Here is a 14,008-nt window from a genome sequence, read left to right as displayed (position 1 = left end):
GCGCTATGCGGTATGTCAGCACCAGGGGCGATGCGCCCGAACTCGACTTCGCCGGCGCGACGCTGGCCGGATTGGCGCGCGATGGCGGGCTGTATGTCCCGACACAGTGGCCGACGCTGACGCGCGACGAGATCGCGGCGCTGGCGGGCCTCAGCTATGCCGAGACGGCGGTGCGCATCATGCTGCCGTTCGTCGGCGATTCGCTGTCCGAAGCCGAACTGCGCTCGTTGTGCGACACCGCCTATGGCCGGTTCAGCCACAAGGCGGTGACCCCGCTGGTCCAGCTCGACCATGACCAATGGCTGCTGGAGCTGTTCCACGGCCCCACGCTGGCGTTCAAGGACGTCGCGCTGCAGCTGCTGGGGTTGCTGTTCGAGAAGTTCCTGACCGGCACCAGTGACCGGCTGACCATCGTCGGCGCGACCAGCGGCGACACTGGATCGGCGGCGATCGACGCGGTGGCGGGGCGCGAGAATATCGACATTTTCATGCTGCATCCGGCGGGCCGCGTGTCCGACGTTCAGCGGCGGCAGATGACGACCGTGCTGTCGCCCAACGTCCACAACATTGCGATCGAGGGCGATTTCGACACCGCGCAGGCGCTGGTGAAGGCGATGTTCAACGATCCCGGTTTTTCGGGGCGTTTCCGGCTGTCGGCGGTCAATTCGATCAACTGGGCGCGGTTGATGGCGCAGGTGGTCTATTATTTCTACGCCGCGGTGCGGCTGGGCGGGCCGGACAAGCCGATCGCCTTCTCGGTGCCGACCGGCAATTTCGGTGACGTGTTCGCAGGCTATGTCGCGGCGCAGATGGGGCTACCGATCGCCAAGCTGATCGTCGCGACCAACGTCAACGACATCCTGCACCGCGCGCTGACCAATGGCGATTACTCGAGCGCGACGGTGACCCCCACCGCCACGCCGTCGATGGATATCCAGGTCAGCTCGAACTTCGAACGGCTGCTGCACGATCTGGGCGGTAGCGACGGTCTGGCGCTGGGGACACAGATGCGCGGGTTCGAAGCCACGCGGGCGATGCGGCTGACCAATGCGCAGCAGCAGGGCGCGGCGGCGTTGTTCCAGAGCGCACGCGTCGATGGCGACCGCATGGCGCAGGCGATGCGCTGGGCATGCGACCATGCCGCGCAGACGATCGACCCGCACACCGCCATTGCCCTTGCCGCCGCACTCGACAGCGGGATCGACGCGCCGATGGTGACGCTGGCGACGGCGCACCCGGCCAAGTTTCCCGATGCGGTCGAGCGCGCCATCGGCACCCGTGCCACGCTGCCCCCGCGCGTCGGCGACCTGTTCGAGCGCGAGGAGCGTTATGTCACCCTGCCCGCCACGTTTGCGGCGGTAACGGACTGGATCGCGCAGCGCGCGACGCCGCGCACCTGATGGACCCGATCGCGCTGATCGGCGAGCCGTGGAGCGATTACGGGCTGATCGATTGCGGCCATGGTCGCAAGCTGGAGCGCTATGGCCCCTACCGCTTCATCCGGCCTGAACCGCAGGCGATGTGGGCGCCGGCGCTTGCCGACTGGGACGCGCATGGCGAGTTCGTGCCGGGATCGGACGAGGATGGCGGCGGGCGCTGGCAGTTCTTCAAGCAGCCCCCGCGCGACTGGCCGCTGACGTGGCGCGAGGTGCGTTTTTCGGCGAGCAACACGCCGTTCCGCCATCTGGGCTTCTTTCCGGACATGGCGCCGGTCTGGGACTGGATGCGTGGGCGCATCGACGGGGCGAACGACCCGGAATGCCTGAACCTGTTCGGCTATACCGGGGTCGGATCGCTGGCATTGGCGGCGGCGGGCGCGCGGGTGGTCCATGTCGATGCGTCGAAGAAATCGGTCGAACAGGCGCGCGGCAATGCCGCCCTGTCCGACATGACCGACAAGCCGGTGCGCTGGCTGGTCGAGGATGCCGCAAAATTCGTTGCGCGTGAGGTGCGGCGCGGGCGGCGGTACGACGGCATCATCCTCGATCCGCCGAAATGGGGGCGCGGGCCGAATGGCGAGGTGTGGAAGCTGGAGGAGCATCTCCCCGGCCTGATCGCCGATTGCCGGCAGTTGCTGGACAGCGAATCGCGGTTCCTGTTCCTGACGGTGTACGCGGTGCGCATGTCGGCGCTGGCGATCGGCGAGCTGCTGCGCCAGTCGCTCGGCGATCTGGGCGGCACGGTCGAATGCGGCGAGCTGGGCGTGCGCGAGGAGACGCGCGGGCTGACGCTGCCAACCGCCATTTTTGCGCGCTGGAGCCGGTAGCCGCCTGCCCCGCTCCGGCGATGGCCAACAGCCACGGAGCGGGCCTTCGCCTTTGCCGGGCCGTGACATCCGCCTCTGGAGCGCGATGACAGGAAACCTACCCGTGCGTGCTGCGTAGGGGCTTAGCGAAGTCGACGACCCGGATCGACGCACCTGCCTCTAGTGATCCCTCAATTGAGGACCAACGGGTGGGCGTGAGATCGTCACACGCCAGCACTACGCAATGCAGCAGGGATATGGGAGAGCCATCGACGCTTTAGTCGGTACGGGATCACCGTCCCGGCTTCCGTCATCCGCGCCGCAGCGCTCTGGACGGACTTCCCGTCAAAGCGGGCCTGATGCCCGTCTTTGACCGGAAATGGTGCGGTCGAGAAGACTCGAACTTCCACGGCCTTTCGGCCACAACGACCTCAACGTTGCGCGTCTACCAGTTCCGCCACGACCGCACGTGAACACCTTGGGGTTGCCCCCTTGGCTGGCAGGAGGGTGCCCCTAGCAGCGCGTTGGCGGTCGTGCAAATGCTTTTATGCGTTATCGTCCACGCGCCGCCGCGCGGGCGATCGCGATGGCTTCGGCGGCGGTCATCACATCGCCCAGGCCACTGCCCGACAACGCCGCCCGTTCAGCATCGCGTACCCGCTCCAGCGCGCGGGCGAGGCGCGGTGCGTCCCAGCGGCGCAGCGCCTGTGCGGTGGCCGCCTGTTCCTTGAAGAAGACGCGGTGGCGCTCCATCACCCGGTCGACGCTCTCGCCGTCGTCGATATCGGCGCGCATCTCGGCCAGCGACAACAGCCGCCGGGCGACGCCGCGCAGCAACGGGATCGGCCCGCCCGGCATTTCGGGCAGCGCCGCCGCCGCCGCATCGCCCGCGATCATCGCACTGACGATACCGTTCATCTCGGCATCCGCGATCGACGCGCCGATCGCGTCGAACGCCTCGCCATCGGCATCGCGCGGCCGGTCGGGCGACGCGTCGAGGTACAGTGCCAGCTTCTCGATCTCGCTGGCCAGCACCGCGCGGTCGCCCGCCGTCACCGCCGCCAGCCGGTCGGGCACGTCGCCCAGCAGCCGCAGGCCATGGTCGCGCGCCATCGCCACCGCCAGCTTTGCCGCCTGCGCCGCATCGGGCACATAGCAGGCGACCGCGACGGCGTTGAGCGAGGCGGTGACCAGCTTCACCAGCTTCGACGTACCCTTGACCGTCGGTGCGATGGCGGCGACCGGATTGCCGGCGCGCTCAGCGGCGAACAGCAGCGTCACCGCCTCGACCGACTCCTCGCCCATGCCGGTCACGCGGATCAGCCGTGCATCGCCGAACAGCGACATCGACGCGGCTTCATCGGCGAGCAGGCCGGGGCGGCTTTTCAGCATCGCGCCGTCCATGTCGACGCGTTCCGCCCCCTCGCCCACACCCTTGGCCAGTCGCGCGGCCAGCGCCAGCGCCCCGGCCGTGTCGGGACCGTGGAACAGGTAGAGCCGGATATCGGGGCCGGGCCGGTCGAGCTTGGCCGCGACCTGCTCGGGCCGGAGCTTCACGAGCCTGACTTGGGCAGGTTCAGCGCGATCCGGGTGACGATCTGGTCGGCGACGATCACCGACAGCCGTTCGAGCGCGGTGTGTTCGGCGGCGATGGTGGCATATTCGGAGCGCACCACATCGATGCCGGCATCCGACCCCGCCGTCGCGTCCAGCGTCACCGCGCCGTTCGACAGGTCGATCAACTGATAGCGCGCGCGCAGCGTCCGCCGCTCGCGCGTGATCGAATCGTCGCGCCGCACGCCCAGACCGGTGATATCGTCGTCGAGCTTGATCTCGAGCCGGTAGCGCGCCGGCCCTTCCGCCCGCAGCCGGTCGCGCAAGGCGTTGGCGACCAGCCACCCATTCTGGCCCGCGATCGGCGCCACCTCGACCCCTGAGAGCGTCTGGCGCACGATCCCGCCCTCTCCGCCGGCATAGAGCGGGCGCAGGCCACAGCCGCCGAGCAGGAGGGCGCCAGCGAGGACGACGGCGCGGATCATGCGACGATGTTCACGAGGCGGTCGGGCACGACGATGATCTTGCGCGGGGCCTTGCCCTCCAGCGCGCGGACGATCTTCTCGCTGGCGAGCGCCGCGGCTTCCGCATCTTCCTTCGCGACGCCCTTGGGCAGGACGATGGTGTCGCGCAGCTTGCCGTTCACCTGCACCGCGATGGTCGATTCGGCCTCGACCAGCATCGCCGGATCGACTGCCGGCCATGGCGCATCGGCGATCAGGCCGTTGCGCCCCAGTTGCGACCAGGCTTCCTCGGCCAGATGCGGGATCATCGGGCTGACCAGCAGCAGCAGCGCGTCCATGTCGGCGTCCGACATGCCCTTGGCCTTCTCCGCCTCGGCCAGCAGCGTGTAGAGCTTGGCCACCGCCTTGTTGAACTGCAGCGCGGTGATGTCATCGGCGACGCCGGCGATGGTGCGATGGACAGCGCGGGTCAGCGCTTCCGGGCTGGAGCCGCCCGGTGCATGGGCCGCAACCAGCTTCCACACCCGCTTGACGAAGCGTTCGGCGCCATCGATGCCCGCCTCGCTCCACGGCAGGTCGCGTTCGGGCGGGCTGTCGGACAGCATGAACCAGCGCGCGGCATCGGCACCGTAGCGATCGAGAATCGGTTCGGGATCGACCGTATTCTTCTTCGACTTCGACATTTTTTCGATGCGGCCGAGATTGATCTCTTTGCCGTCTTCTATCCGGTAGATTCGACCGTCTTCCTTGCGGATTTCAGTCGGGGCGTACCATTTGGCGAAGTCGAGATTACCCGCAGGTTCCATCCCGCCCTTGTAACCCGAATACGTCTCGTGCGTGACCATGCCCTGCGTAAACAGGCCGGCGAACGGCTCCTTGAGGTCGATCAGCCCGACATGGTTGAGCGCGCGGGTCCAGAAGCGGGCGTAGAGCAGGTGGAGGATCGCGTGTTCGACCCCGCCGATATACTGCCCGACCGGCAGCCAGCTTTCCGCGACCGCCCGGTCGAACGGCTTGTCATCGGGCTGGCTGGCGAAGCGGATGAAATACCACGACGAATCGACAAAGGTGTCGAGCGTGTCGGTTTCGCGTCGCGCCGGTTTGCCGCATGCCGGGCAATCGACATGCTTCCACGTCGCGTGGCGATCGAGCGGGTTGCCGGGAATGTCGAACGACACGTCGTCGGGCAATTTCACCGGCAGCTGATCGGTCGGCACCGGCACTACGCCGCAATCGTCGCAATGCACGATTGGGATCGGCGTGCCCCAGTAACGCTGGCGACTGACGCCCCAGTCGCGCAGGCGCCATACGGTCGTGCCCTTGCCCCAGCCGCCAGCTTCGGCCTGGTCGATCACCGCGCGCTTGGCGGCGGCGACGTCCATGTCGTTGAGGAAGTCGGAGTTCACGAGGCGGCCGGGGCCGGTATAGGCTTCGGTGCCGTCGAAGATCGGATCGGTCATTTCGCCATCGGCGACCACCCGGCGGACGTCGAGGCCGTATTTGCGCGCGAAATCAAGGTCGCGCTGGTCGTGCGCCGGCACGCCCATCACCGCGCCGGTGCCGTAATCCATCAGCACGAAGTTCGCGATATAGACCGGCAGCTCGACGCCCGCGTCGAAGGGATGCTGCATCCGATAGCCGGTGTCGAAGCCCAGCTTTTCCGCCGTTTCCAGTTCGGCAGCGGTGGTCCCGCCCTGCTTGCACAGCTCGATGAACGCCGCGGCGTCCGGGTTCGCATCGGCCAGCGCCCGCGCGATCGGGTGATCGGCGGCGATCGCGACGAAGCTCGCGCCGAAGATCGTGTCGGGACGGGTCGAATAGACCTCGATCCGCTGGTCGAACGGCGCGACCGGGGCAAAGGAGAATTGCAGCCCCTCCGACTTGCCGATCCAGTTTTCCTGCATCAACCGGACCTTGTCGGGCCATTGGTCGAGGCTGCCCAGCCCATCGAGCAGGTCGTCGGCGAAGTCGGTGATCTTCAGGAACCACTGGCTGAGCTTGCGCTTCTCGACCAGCGCGCCCGAGCGCCAGCCGCGCCCGTCGATCACCTGTTCGTTCGCCAGCACGGTCATGTCGACCGGGTCCCAGTTGACCGCCGATTCCTTGCGATAGACCAGACCGCCCTTGAGCAGTTCGAGGAACAGCGCCTGCTCATGCCCGTAATATTCGGGATCGCAGGTCGCGAACTCGCGGCTCCAGTCGAACGCGAGGCCCAGCCGCTTGAGCTGCGCCTTCATCGCCGCGATATTGGCGTAGGTCCACTGGCCCGGATGGACCTTCTTTTCCATCGCCGCATTTTCGGCCGGCATGCCGAAGGCGTCCCAGCCCATCGGATGCAGCACTTCATGGCCGGTCATCCGCAGGAAGCGCGCCAGCACGTCGCCCATCGTATAGTTGCGAACGTGCCCCATATGGATGCGCCCCGAGGGGTACGGGAACATCTCCAGCACATAGCGCTTGGGCTTGGGCGAATGGTCGTCGGCGACGAAAGTTTGCGCCGAGTCCCATGCGGCCTGCCAGCGGGCATCGGCATCGGCCGGCGAAAAACGCGGGGTCATGGTCGTCGGATCAGCCCGTGATGGCCCCGCGGCGCAGGTCGCGCGCACGGGTCAGGATGATGTCTTCCAGCTTCTGCACGGTGGCGGCGGCGACCGGCGCCTCGATCCACTGGCCACCCTGGTTCACTTGGCGCAGCGCCGCGACGCGCAGCGCGTCGGCGCGCAGGTCCTGGTCGAGGATCGTGACCGTCACCTTCGTGCGTTCGGTCGGCGTGGCCGGATTGACGTACCAGTCGGTGACGATGACGCCGCCGTTCGAATCGGTCTGGGTCAGCGGCATGAACGACAGCGTGTCGAGGCTGGCGCGCCACAGATAGCTGTTCACGCCGATCGTGGTGACCTTCGACGCGGCGAGGTCGCCCGCGACGCGGCCCTTGCCCCCGCTGCACGCGGCCATCGGCAAAGCAAGCGTTGCCAGCAACGCGATCAGCAGCGGGCGGTTCATCGGCGGTTCCTTGACTACAGGCCAATATGGCAGTTCGGCCCGCTTCTATAGGAGGTGGCGCCGACCCGGCAAGCGGGTTGGTGTCGGTGGTGTCGCAACAGGCGGAAACGGCCGGTCGGTACGGATCGTGCGCAGAGGGGTGGTTTGGTCGGACAAATATGTGTGTTCGATGCAACACTGCGACGGAAAGCGACGTGGGGCGGTGGATACAGGAAACCGAATTGTGATATCGCCATTAGCGGGGAGTGAGGTTTGACATGACGGGTGGCAGGATCTTGGCTGGCATTGGACTGGGGGCGATGATCGCCGCCGGACTTGGTGCGTCGCCTGCCCTGTTCGCGCAGGAACAGCGCGCCCCGCGCGTCCTGAAGCAGCTCGACATGGGCCGGATGCCGCTGGCCGGATTCGGATCGTTCACGCCGGCATCGGCCGATCCGCGACTCGCCGCCGCGCTGTCGCGCTCCGCCCTCAACCCGACCGGGTTCCAGTTCACCCCGTCCGAAGGCGCCGTCATCGGCAGCCGCGCGATCAAGGCCGCCGTGCGCAGCGCGACGCTGCAGGCCGAACGCCCGACCGACCGGGTGGCTGCGGTTACCCCGACGCTGACGCTGAACCCCGTCGCCTATAATCTGGGTGGATCGGTCGGCGGCAAGCGGCTGGCCGCAATCGGCGACCTGACCCGCCTCGACCTCGGCACGCAGCCGGGCAGCCGCGATCCGATCGGCACGGGCTATACCGCACGCAAGTTCAGCCTGCGGACGCCGGTCACCGCCGACCACGCGCTGACCGACCAGCCGAAGATGGTGGCCGATACCTCGGGCTATTCGCTCGATGGCGGCGGGTCGTACAAGCTGACCCGCAACCTCGATGTCACCGCCGGCATGCGCTATCGCACCGACCGCGAACGGATGCTGCGCGTCGCACCCGATCGCCGCGAGGGGCAGGCGGTGTATGTGGGGACCGCGTTCCGGTTCTGATTCGGGGCTTGCCGGCTCAGGGCGGCGGTTCAGATGGCTGAGCGTTGGAAGTCCGGTTTTTTGCGGTCGTAAACGGATATCGGTTGTTCGACGCGGCGTCGGACTTTCCGTCCCATCGTCAATACAAAGCCTCTGATCGAAGCGGGCGGTTCAGCACTGCCATTGCCAAGCTGTTAGCAGGCGTTCGACCAAGGTACGCGGATGCAAGCCGAACTGCGATCCTTGTTCAGTTCCGATGTCGACGATCTGCGATCCCATGCACCGGGTGAAGCCTTTTGCGTGACGCTGCGCGCCCTGATCGGACCCAGCGGCCTGCCGGGTGAGGAGTCGTTCGATTTCGAGGTCTGCTCGCCGGACTGGCTTGCCGCCGAGGTCGAACGCGACGTCCTGGTATCGGGTCGCTTCCATCTGTTCATGGCCCGGTTCGATTATGAGGCCGTCGAACGGTACGTCGCCAAACGGGTTGCGCAGGCGACCGGCACGGATTGGGCGGAGGTCGCCGCCAAGTTGGCGCGATGGTCGCGATGGGAATTTGAAGACTAGGTGGAATTTGAGCGCGAGGTCGCGTTTCCGTTTTCCTGAAAACAGCTATTCGAACGTTTCGCGCGCTGCATTGCCTTTGCCGATCGACGCAAGGCCTTGCCGACACGAGCGTCCCGCTGGACAGGTGCCGAGCTTCCGCATTTTAACGACGGCAGAGAAGAAGCGGGACCCCGGATCAAGTCCGGGGTGACGAGGATGGGGCCGGGCCGCATCACGGCATCTGTTGGCGCGCCTCGTCGATACTAGACACCCGTCAGAGCAACATCTCCGGTTCTGCCAGCGGCGACCGCCCTCCCCTCAATCATCCTCATCCTCGAACCCAACCAGGTCGAGCGCGCGTGCCTTGATCTGGCGAGTCATGCACCAGTGGACCAGCGCGTCCTCGCGGCCGTGGGTTACCCACACTTCCTTCGGCGCGATTTCGGTCAGGGTCTGGGTCAGTTCGTCCCAGTCGGCATGGTCGGACAGGATCAGCGGCAGTTCGACGCCGCGCTGGCGGGCGCGGGCGCGGACCCGCATCCAGCCGCTGGCCATCGCGGTGATCGGGTCGGGCAGCCGCCGCGACCAGCGATCGCCCAGCGCCGAGGGGGGCGCGACGATGATCCGCCCCTGCAATTCCGCCTTCGACGCGCCAGCCACCGGCCGCAACTCGCCCAGATCGACGCCCAGTTCGGCATAAAGGTCGCACAGCCGCTGCATCGCGCCGTGCAGGTAGATCGGGTCGTCGAACCCCATCGCCCGCGCCTCGGCAATCACCCGCTGCGCCTTGCCCAGCGCATAGGCACCGACCAGCACGCAGCGTTCCGGCCCCATCCGGAGCGCGGCGAGCAGCTTGTCGATTTCGTCGCGCGTTTCGGGATGGCGGAAGACCGGCAGGCCGAACGTCGCCTCGGTCACGAATACGTCGCACGGCACCGGCTGGAACGGGGCACAGGTCGGGTCGGGGCGGCGCTTGTAATCGCCCGACACCACCACCCGCTCGCCGGCATGGTCCAGCACGATCTGCGCCGATCCCAGCACATGGCCGGCGGGCACGAACGCGATATCATAGTCGCCCATGCCGATGCTCTCGCCATAGGCGACCGGCACCCCGTTTTGCGGGCCATAGCGCGCCGCCATGATCGCCAGCGTTTCGGGCGTCGCCCATATCTGTCCATGGCCGCCGCGCGCATGGTCGGCGTGGCCGTGGGTGATGAGCGCACGCTCGACCGGCTGCGACGGATCGATCCAGACGTCGATCGCGGGCAGGTGAATGCCGCTGGGATGCGGGGTGATCCATCGGGCAAGGGCCATGGCAGCGAGATGGGGCGCGGGCGCGGCGGTGCCAAGGTCATCGAACCGACATATCGCCGGCGTAGGAGGCAAGGGTTTCGCAGCGATTGCCAGAATTTGCCGACGACCGCCCCTTCCCGTTTCCCCCTGTTCGCGGCGGGGCTGGCCGCGTTCTGCGTGTATTTCGCGATGTACGCGTTCCGCAAACCGGTGATGGCGGTCGCCTTCGCCGATCAGCCGCCGCTGTGGCACCTGCTGGATTACAAGGCGACGCTGATCGTCGCGCAGGCGATCGGCTATGCCCTGTCGAAGATGGTCGGGGTGCGGGTCGTCGCCGAACATCGCAGCGACCGGCGTGCCATGCTGATCCTGTCGCTGGTCGGCGCGTCTTGGGTCGCGCTGCTGGGCTTTGCGCTGCTGCCCGCCTGGGCCGGGCCGCTGTGCCTGTTCCTCAACGGCCTGCCGCTCGGCATGATCTGGGGCCTCGTCATCCGCTATCTGGAGGGGCGGCGCGTGTCGGAACTGCTGGCGGCGATGCTGACCGCCAGTTTCATCCTGTCGTCGGGCGCGACGAAGACGGCGGGCGCGCTGCTGGTGCAGCACGGTGTCTCGCCCTTCTGGATGCCGGCGGTGGCGGGGTTGCTGTTCGCGCCGGTGCTGATCGGCGCGCTGGCGGTGCTGGCGCGCACGCCACCGCCCGATGCGCAGGACCGGGCCGAACGCGGCGTCCGCGCGCCGATGGACCGGGCGGCGCGCCATGCCTATCTGCGCGCCCATGCGCTGCCGCTCACCGCGCTGGTGATCGGCTATACCCTGCTGACCGCGCTGCGCGATTTCCGCGACAATTTCGCCGCCGAACTGTGGGGGGAACTGGGCGACGGTGCGCCCGCCGCGATCTTTTCGCTGACCGAGATACCGGTGACGGTGGTCGTGCTGATCGGCCTCGCGCTTCTGGCGATGGTACGCAGCAACCTGCGCGCACTGATGGCGATCCATGGCGCGATCCTGTTCGGCGCATTGCTGCTATGTGCCGCGACCGCGCTGTTCGTGGCCGGGGCGATCGGGCCGGTCGCGTGGATGACGCTGATCGGCCTCGGCATCTACAGCGCCTATGCCCCGTTCAGCGCGGTGCTGTTCGACCGGATGATCTCGCTCGGCCGGTCGCCGGGCAATGCCGGCTTCCTGATCTATGTCGCCGATTCGTTCGGCTATGTCGGCAGTGTCGCGCTGTTGCTGGTGCGCGAACTGGCCGAGGGGCATGCGCGCTGGCTGGGCTTCTTCACGACCGCGACGATGGTGACCGGCATGGTGCTGGCGGTGGCGACCCTATTGTCGGGATGGTGGTTCCTTCGGCGATTTTCGCCCGAGAAATGACGTATCGGTGATGATATCGCCGCGATATCGTCAACATGTCGCCAGATATCTCGCAAATCTTCAAACATACGCACAAAAGTCACGCAGCCGTCATCATCCGCTGCCACAGGCGCTGTCGGGGGCCGAAACCGGCCGGGAACATGCGGTGGGACGCCGCAGGGGAGACAGCATGAAGTGGATGACGGGTGCGGCGATCCTCGCGATCGCGGCAATGACGACGCATGCCCAGGCGCAGACGACCGCGCCGGCCGATGCAACGCAGAACAACGATGCCGGCGGCACGGGCGGCGAGATCGTCGTGACCGGCCAGGCGACGACCTTTGCGAACACGCAGGTAACGCAGCCGATGATTGAACGCCAGTCGGCGCTGACCAGCGTCAACGACGTCATCAAGGAACTGCCCGGCGTGTTCGTGGCGGAGGGCGATGCGTTCGGTTCGTCCGACTGGGCAACCTCGATCAGCATCCGCGGGTTCAGCTCGGGTGGTGGCGGCGGCCAGCAGATCGGCTCGACCATCGATGGCCTGCCCAATGGCGGGTCGGGCTATGGCGGCGGATCGCGCGCCAACCGCTATCTCGACGTGCTCGACCTGAAGACGGTGATCGTGTCGCAGGGCACCGCCGACATCTCGTCGCGCTCGAACGAGGCGCTGGGCGGTACGCTCGATTACGTGACCAGTGACCCGACGCTCGACCGGCGCTACCGCTTCACGCTGGCCGGGGGCGATTTCGGCGCGCGCAAGATCTATGGCCGGGTCGATACCGGGCAATTTGCCGGCGACACCCGCGCGTTCATCAGCGCATCGACCAGCCGCGTGAAGGACTGGATCGGCGGATCGGGCGAGACGCGCCGCGACCATCTCGACGCGAAGGTCGTCAGCCGGATCGACCGGGTGAAGCTGACCGGCTGGGTCAGCTATGACGATGCCGACGAAGCCGAATTCGGGTCGGTCAGCCCAGAGATGTTCGCCAACGACCCGAACCACGATGCCTATACCGACAACTGGACCGGCATCCCGTACATCGACCAGGGCTATCGCTCGACCTCGCGCGCGCTGCGCCGCAACTTGTTCGGGTATCTGCGCGCCGAAACCGATCTGGGCGAAGTAAAGCTGTCGGGTGCGGCCTATTACCACCGGATGCGCGGGCGTGGCGACTTCGCGCCGCCCTATCTGGTCGATGTGCGCAACGACGGCACCGGCAATCCGGAAAGCGAATTCACCGGGAGCCAGCCGACGATGATCGGCGGCGGCAATCTCGGCCGCTATTATTTCGTGACGCCGACGGGGGCGAAGGCGACGTTCTTGACCGGGTGTCAGGGCACGGCGTTGGTTCCGGCAGTCTATTCGGCCAGCTGCTATGCGGCGGGATCGACCCCGGTCATGTCGTACCGCCACACCCATTATGAAAACGACCGGGGCGGCCTGACCGCCGATGCGGCGTGGACCCATGATTTCGGCGGGATCGAGAACACGGTGCGCGGCGGCCTGTGGTGGGAACGCGGCCGCGCCAACCAGCTGCGCGACTGGCACAAGATCACCAACGCGATCGTCGGCCCGGCGTTCGACGGCAAACCCTATTACCAGCAGTTCAGCACCGACTACGACCTCGACGAGATCATGTATTATGTCGAGGACGTGGTGAATGTCGGCCCGCTGACCGCGCGGTTTGGCGTGAAGCAGTTCTTCCTCGACCAGCGTCGGGCGGAATTGCTGAACGACCGTGCCGTGACGAAGCTCAGTTCGAACAGCCGCCCGCTGATTTCGACCGGCATCGTCTATCACGCGCCGGTCGACGGGCTGGAGGCATTTGCCGGCTATTCGCAGAATTTCGCCGCGATCGGCAACGGGCCGCTGGGCGAGCCGCGCGAGGTGATCGCCCGGATCAAGCCGGAGACCGCCAACAACCTGGAAATCGGTGCGCGCTATTCGACCGGTCGGGTCAAGGCGTCGCTCACCGCATACGACATCAAGTTCAGCAACCGCATCCAGTCGATCTCGGCCAATCTGGTGACCGGCATCGATTATCTGGAGGAACAGGACAGCGTCTATCTGAACGTCGGCGGGATCAAGAGCCGCGGGATCGAGGCCGCGCTGGCGTACCGGGTGACGCAGGGGCTGACCCTGTCGGGCAACTATACGTACAACCACGCCACGTATCTGGGCACGGGCAATGCCGCGCAAGATGCCGATATCGGCGTGACGCCGGGTCGGCAGGTCATCAATTCGCCGCGCAACATGTGGGTCGCGGCAGCCGATTACGTGCACGGCGTCTTCAAGGTCGGTGGTGCTGCCAAGTTCGTCGGCGACCGCTTCATCGGCAGCGACGGGACGGCCACCGCGCCGAACTTCACCACGGTCGACGCCTATGCCGGGATCGATCTGGGCGAGGTGAATGCGGTGATGAAGGGGATGGCGCTGACGGTACAGGCGACCAACCTGGCCGATCGTCGCTATCTGGCGGGTGCGGACGGGGGTTCGGCGTTCCTCGGCACGCCGCGCACGGTTTCGGCGGCGCTGACGTTCGACTTTTAAGCACCAACCTTCGTCATCCCCGCGCAGGCGGGGATCCATTGCC

At 66.8% G+C, this 14,008-nt stretch carries 11 protein-coding genes and 1 tRNA gene; 6 read left to right on the top strand and 6 right to left on the bottom strand.

Going from position 1 to position 14,008, the window contains the following annotated elements:
• Positions 1-5: 5 nt before the first annotated feature.
• On the top strand, positions 6-1,400 hold the full coding sequence (gene thrC / locus ASE58_RS04545) for a threonine synthase (protein ID WP_055818326.1): 1,395 nt from the start codon (positions 6-8) through the stop codon (positions 1,398-1,400).
• Positions 1,400-2,266 carry a class I SAM-dependent methyltransferase gene (locus ASE58_RS04540; protein WP_055818325.1) on the top strand — a complete coding sequence of 289 codons (867 nt, stop codon included), beginning with the start codon at positions 1,400-1,402 and terminating at the stop codon, positions 2,264-2,266. The genes thrC and ASE58_RS04540 overlap by 1 nt, the downstream gene beginning before the upstream one ends.
• A 359-nt stretch (positions 2,267-2,625) precedes the next feature.
• On the opposite strand, the gene ASE58_RS04535 is transcribed toward ASE58_RS04540, so the two are convergent.
• From ASE58_RS04535 to ASE58_RS04515, 5 genes are all read right to left on the bottom strand, one after another.
• Positions 2,626-2,712, bottom strand: a tRNA-Leu gene (locus tag ASE58_RS04535).
• An 85-nt stretch (positions 2,713-2,797) separates the two neighbouring features.
• On the bottom strand, positions 2,798-3,802 hold the full coding sequence (gene holA / locus ASE58_RS04530; protein ID WP_055818323.1) for a DNA polymerase III subunit delta: 1,005 nt from the start codon (positions 3,800-3,802) through the stop codon (positions 2,798-2,800).
• Positions 3,799-4,284: an LPS assembly lipoprotein LptE gene (lptE, locus tag ASE58_RS04525; protein ID WP_055818320.1), complete on the bottom strand. Its 486-nt coding sequence runs from the start codon at positions 4,282-4,284 to the stop codon at positions 3,799-3,801. The genes holA and lptE overlap by 4 nt, the downstream gene beginning before the upstream one ends.
• The gene (gene leuS, locus ASE58_RS04520) at positions 4,281-6,821 is read right to left on the bottom strand and encodes a leucine--tRNA ligase (protein ID WP_055818318.1); all 2,541 of its coding nucleotides are present in this window, start codon (positions 6,819-6,821) and stop codon (positions 4,281-4,283) included. Before leuS ends, lptE begins: the two co-directional genes overlap by 4 nt.
• A 10-nt stretch (positions 6,822-6,831) precedes the next feature.
• Entirely contained in the window at positions 6,832-7,266 is a 435-nt protein-coding gene (locus tag ASE58_RS04515) for a DUF3576 domain-containing protein (RefSeq protein ID WP_055758223.1), read from the bottom strand.
• A 275-nt stretch (positions 7,267-7,541) separates the two neighbouring features.
• Between ASE58_RS04515 and ASE58_RS04510 the strand changes: the two genes are divergently transcribed.
• Both ASE58_RS04510 and ASE58_RS04505 read left to right on the top strand, forming a co-directional pair.
• Complete coding sequence (locus ASE58_RS04510; RefSeq protein WP_156347615.1) at positions 7,542-8,243, top strand: hypothetical protein; 702 nt, start codon at positions 7,542-7,544, stop codon at positions 8,241-8,243.
• A 201-nt stretch (positions 8,244-8,444) separates the two neighbouring features.
• On the top strand, positions 8,445-8,786 hold the full coding sequence (locus tag ASE58_RS04505; RefSeq protein WP_055758217.1) for an immunity 8 family protein: 342 nt from the start codon (positions 8,445-8,447) through the stop codon (positions 8,784-8,786).
• Between the two features lie 297 nt (positions 8,787-9,083).
• Here the strand turns inward: ASE58_RS04505 and ASE58_RS04500 are convergent, their stop codons facing one another.
• A complete protein-coding gene (locus ASE58_RS04500) occupies positions 9,084-10,079 on the bottom strand; it encodes a ligase-associated DNA damage response exonuclease (RefSeq protein WP_055818314.1) in 996 nt (331 codons plus the stop codon).
• On the opposite strand from ASE58_RS04500, the gene ASE58_RS04495 reads away from it, so the two are divergent.
• Positions 10,050-11,432, top strand: a complete 1,383-nt coding sequence (locus tag ASE58_RS04495) for a DUF5690 family protein (RefSeq protein WP_235513491.1) — start codon at positions 10,050-10,052, stop codon at positions 11,430-11,432. The genes ASE58_RS04500 and ASE58_RS04495 overlap by 30 nt on opposite strands.
• A 169-nt stretch (positions 11,433-11,601) precedes the next feature.
• Complete coding sequence (locus ASE58_RS04490; protein ID WP_055818310.1) at positions 11,602-13,965, top strand: TonB-dependent receptor domain-containing protein; 2,364 nt, start codon at positions 11,602-11,604, stop codon at positions 13,963-13,965.
• The last annotated feature ends 43 nt before the right edge of the window (positions 13,966-14,008 follow it).

The organism is Sphingomonas sp. Leaf9 (assembly GCF_001421355.1).
GTDB lineage: Bacteria > Pseudomonadota > Alphaproteobacteria > Sphingomonadales > Sphingomonadaceae > Sphingomonas.
Note: the sequence above shows the minus strand (reverse complement) of the source record. Positions and strands in the feature narration are given on the sequence as shown.

What these genes read in the sequence shown, in the direction of transcription:
- thrC (WP_055818326.1), top strand. Translation starts at nt 6, where the DNA reads ATGCGGTATGTCAGCACCAGGGGCGATGCGCCCGAACTCGACTTCGCC.
- ASE58_RS04540 (WP_055818325.1), top strand. Translation starts at nt 1,400, where the DNA reads ATGGACCCGATCGCGCTGATCGGCGAGCCGTGGAGCGATTACGGGCTG.
- lptE (WP_055818320.1), bottom strand. Translation starts at nt 4,284, where the DNA reads ATGATCCGCGCCGTCGTCCTCGCTGGCGCCCTCCTGCTCGGCGGCTGT.
- leuS (WP_055818318.1), bottom strand. Translation starts at nt 6,821, where the DNA reads ATGACCCCGCGTTTTTCGCCGGCCGATGCCGATGCCCGCTGGCAGGCC.
- ASE58_RS04515 (WP_055758223.1), bottom strand. Translation starts at nt 7,266, where the DNA reads ATGAACCGCCCGCTGCTGATCGCGTTGCTGGCAACGCTTGCTTTGCCG.
- ASE58_RS04505 (WP_055758217.1), top strand. Translation starts at nt 8,445, where the DNA reads ATGCAAGCCGAACTGCGATCCTTGTTCAGTTCCGATGTCGACGATCTG.
- ASE58_RS04495 (WP_235513491.1), top strand. Translation starts at nt 10,050, where the DNA reads ATGCGGGGTGATCCATCGGGCAAGGGCCATGGCAGCGAGATGGGGCGC.
- ASE58_RS04500 (WP_055818314.1), bottom strand. Translation starts at nt 10,079, where the DNA reads ATGGCCCTTGCCCGATGGATCACCCCGCATCCCAGCGGCATTCACCTG.
- ASE58_RS04490 (WP_055818310.1), top strand. Translation starts at nt 11,602, where the DNA reads ATGAAGTGGATGACGGGTGCGGCGATCCTCGCGATCGCGGCAATGACG.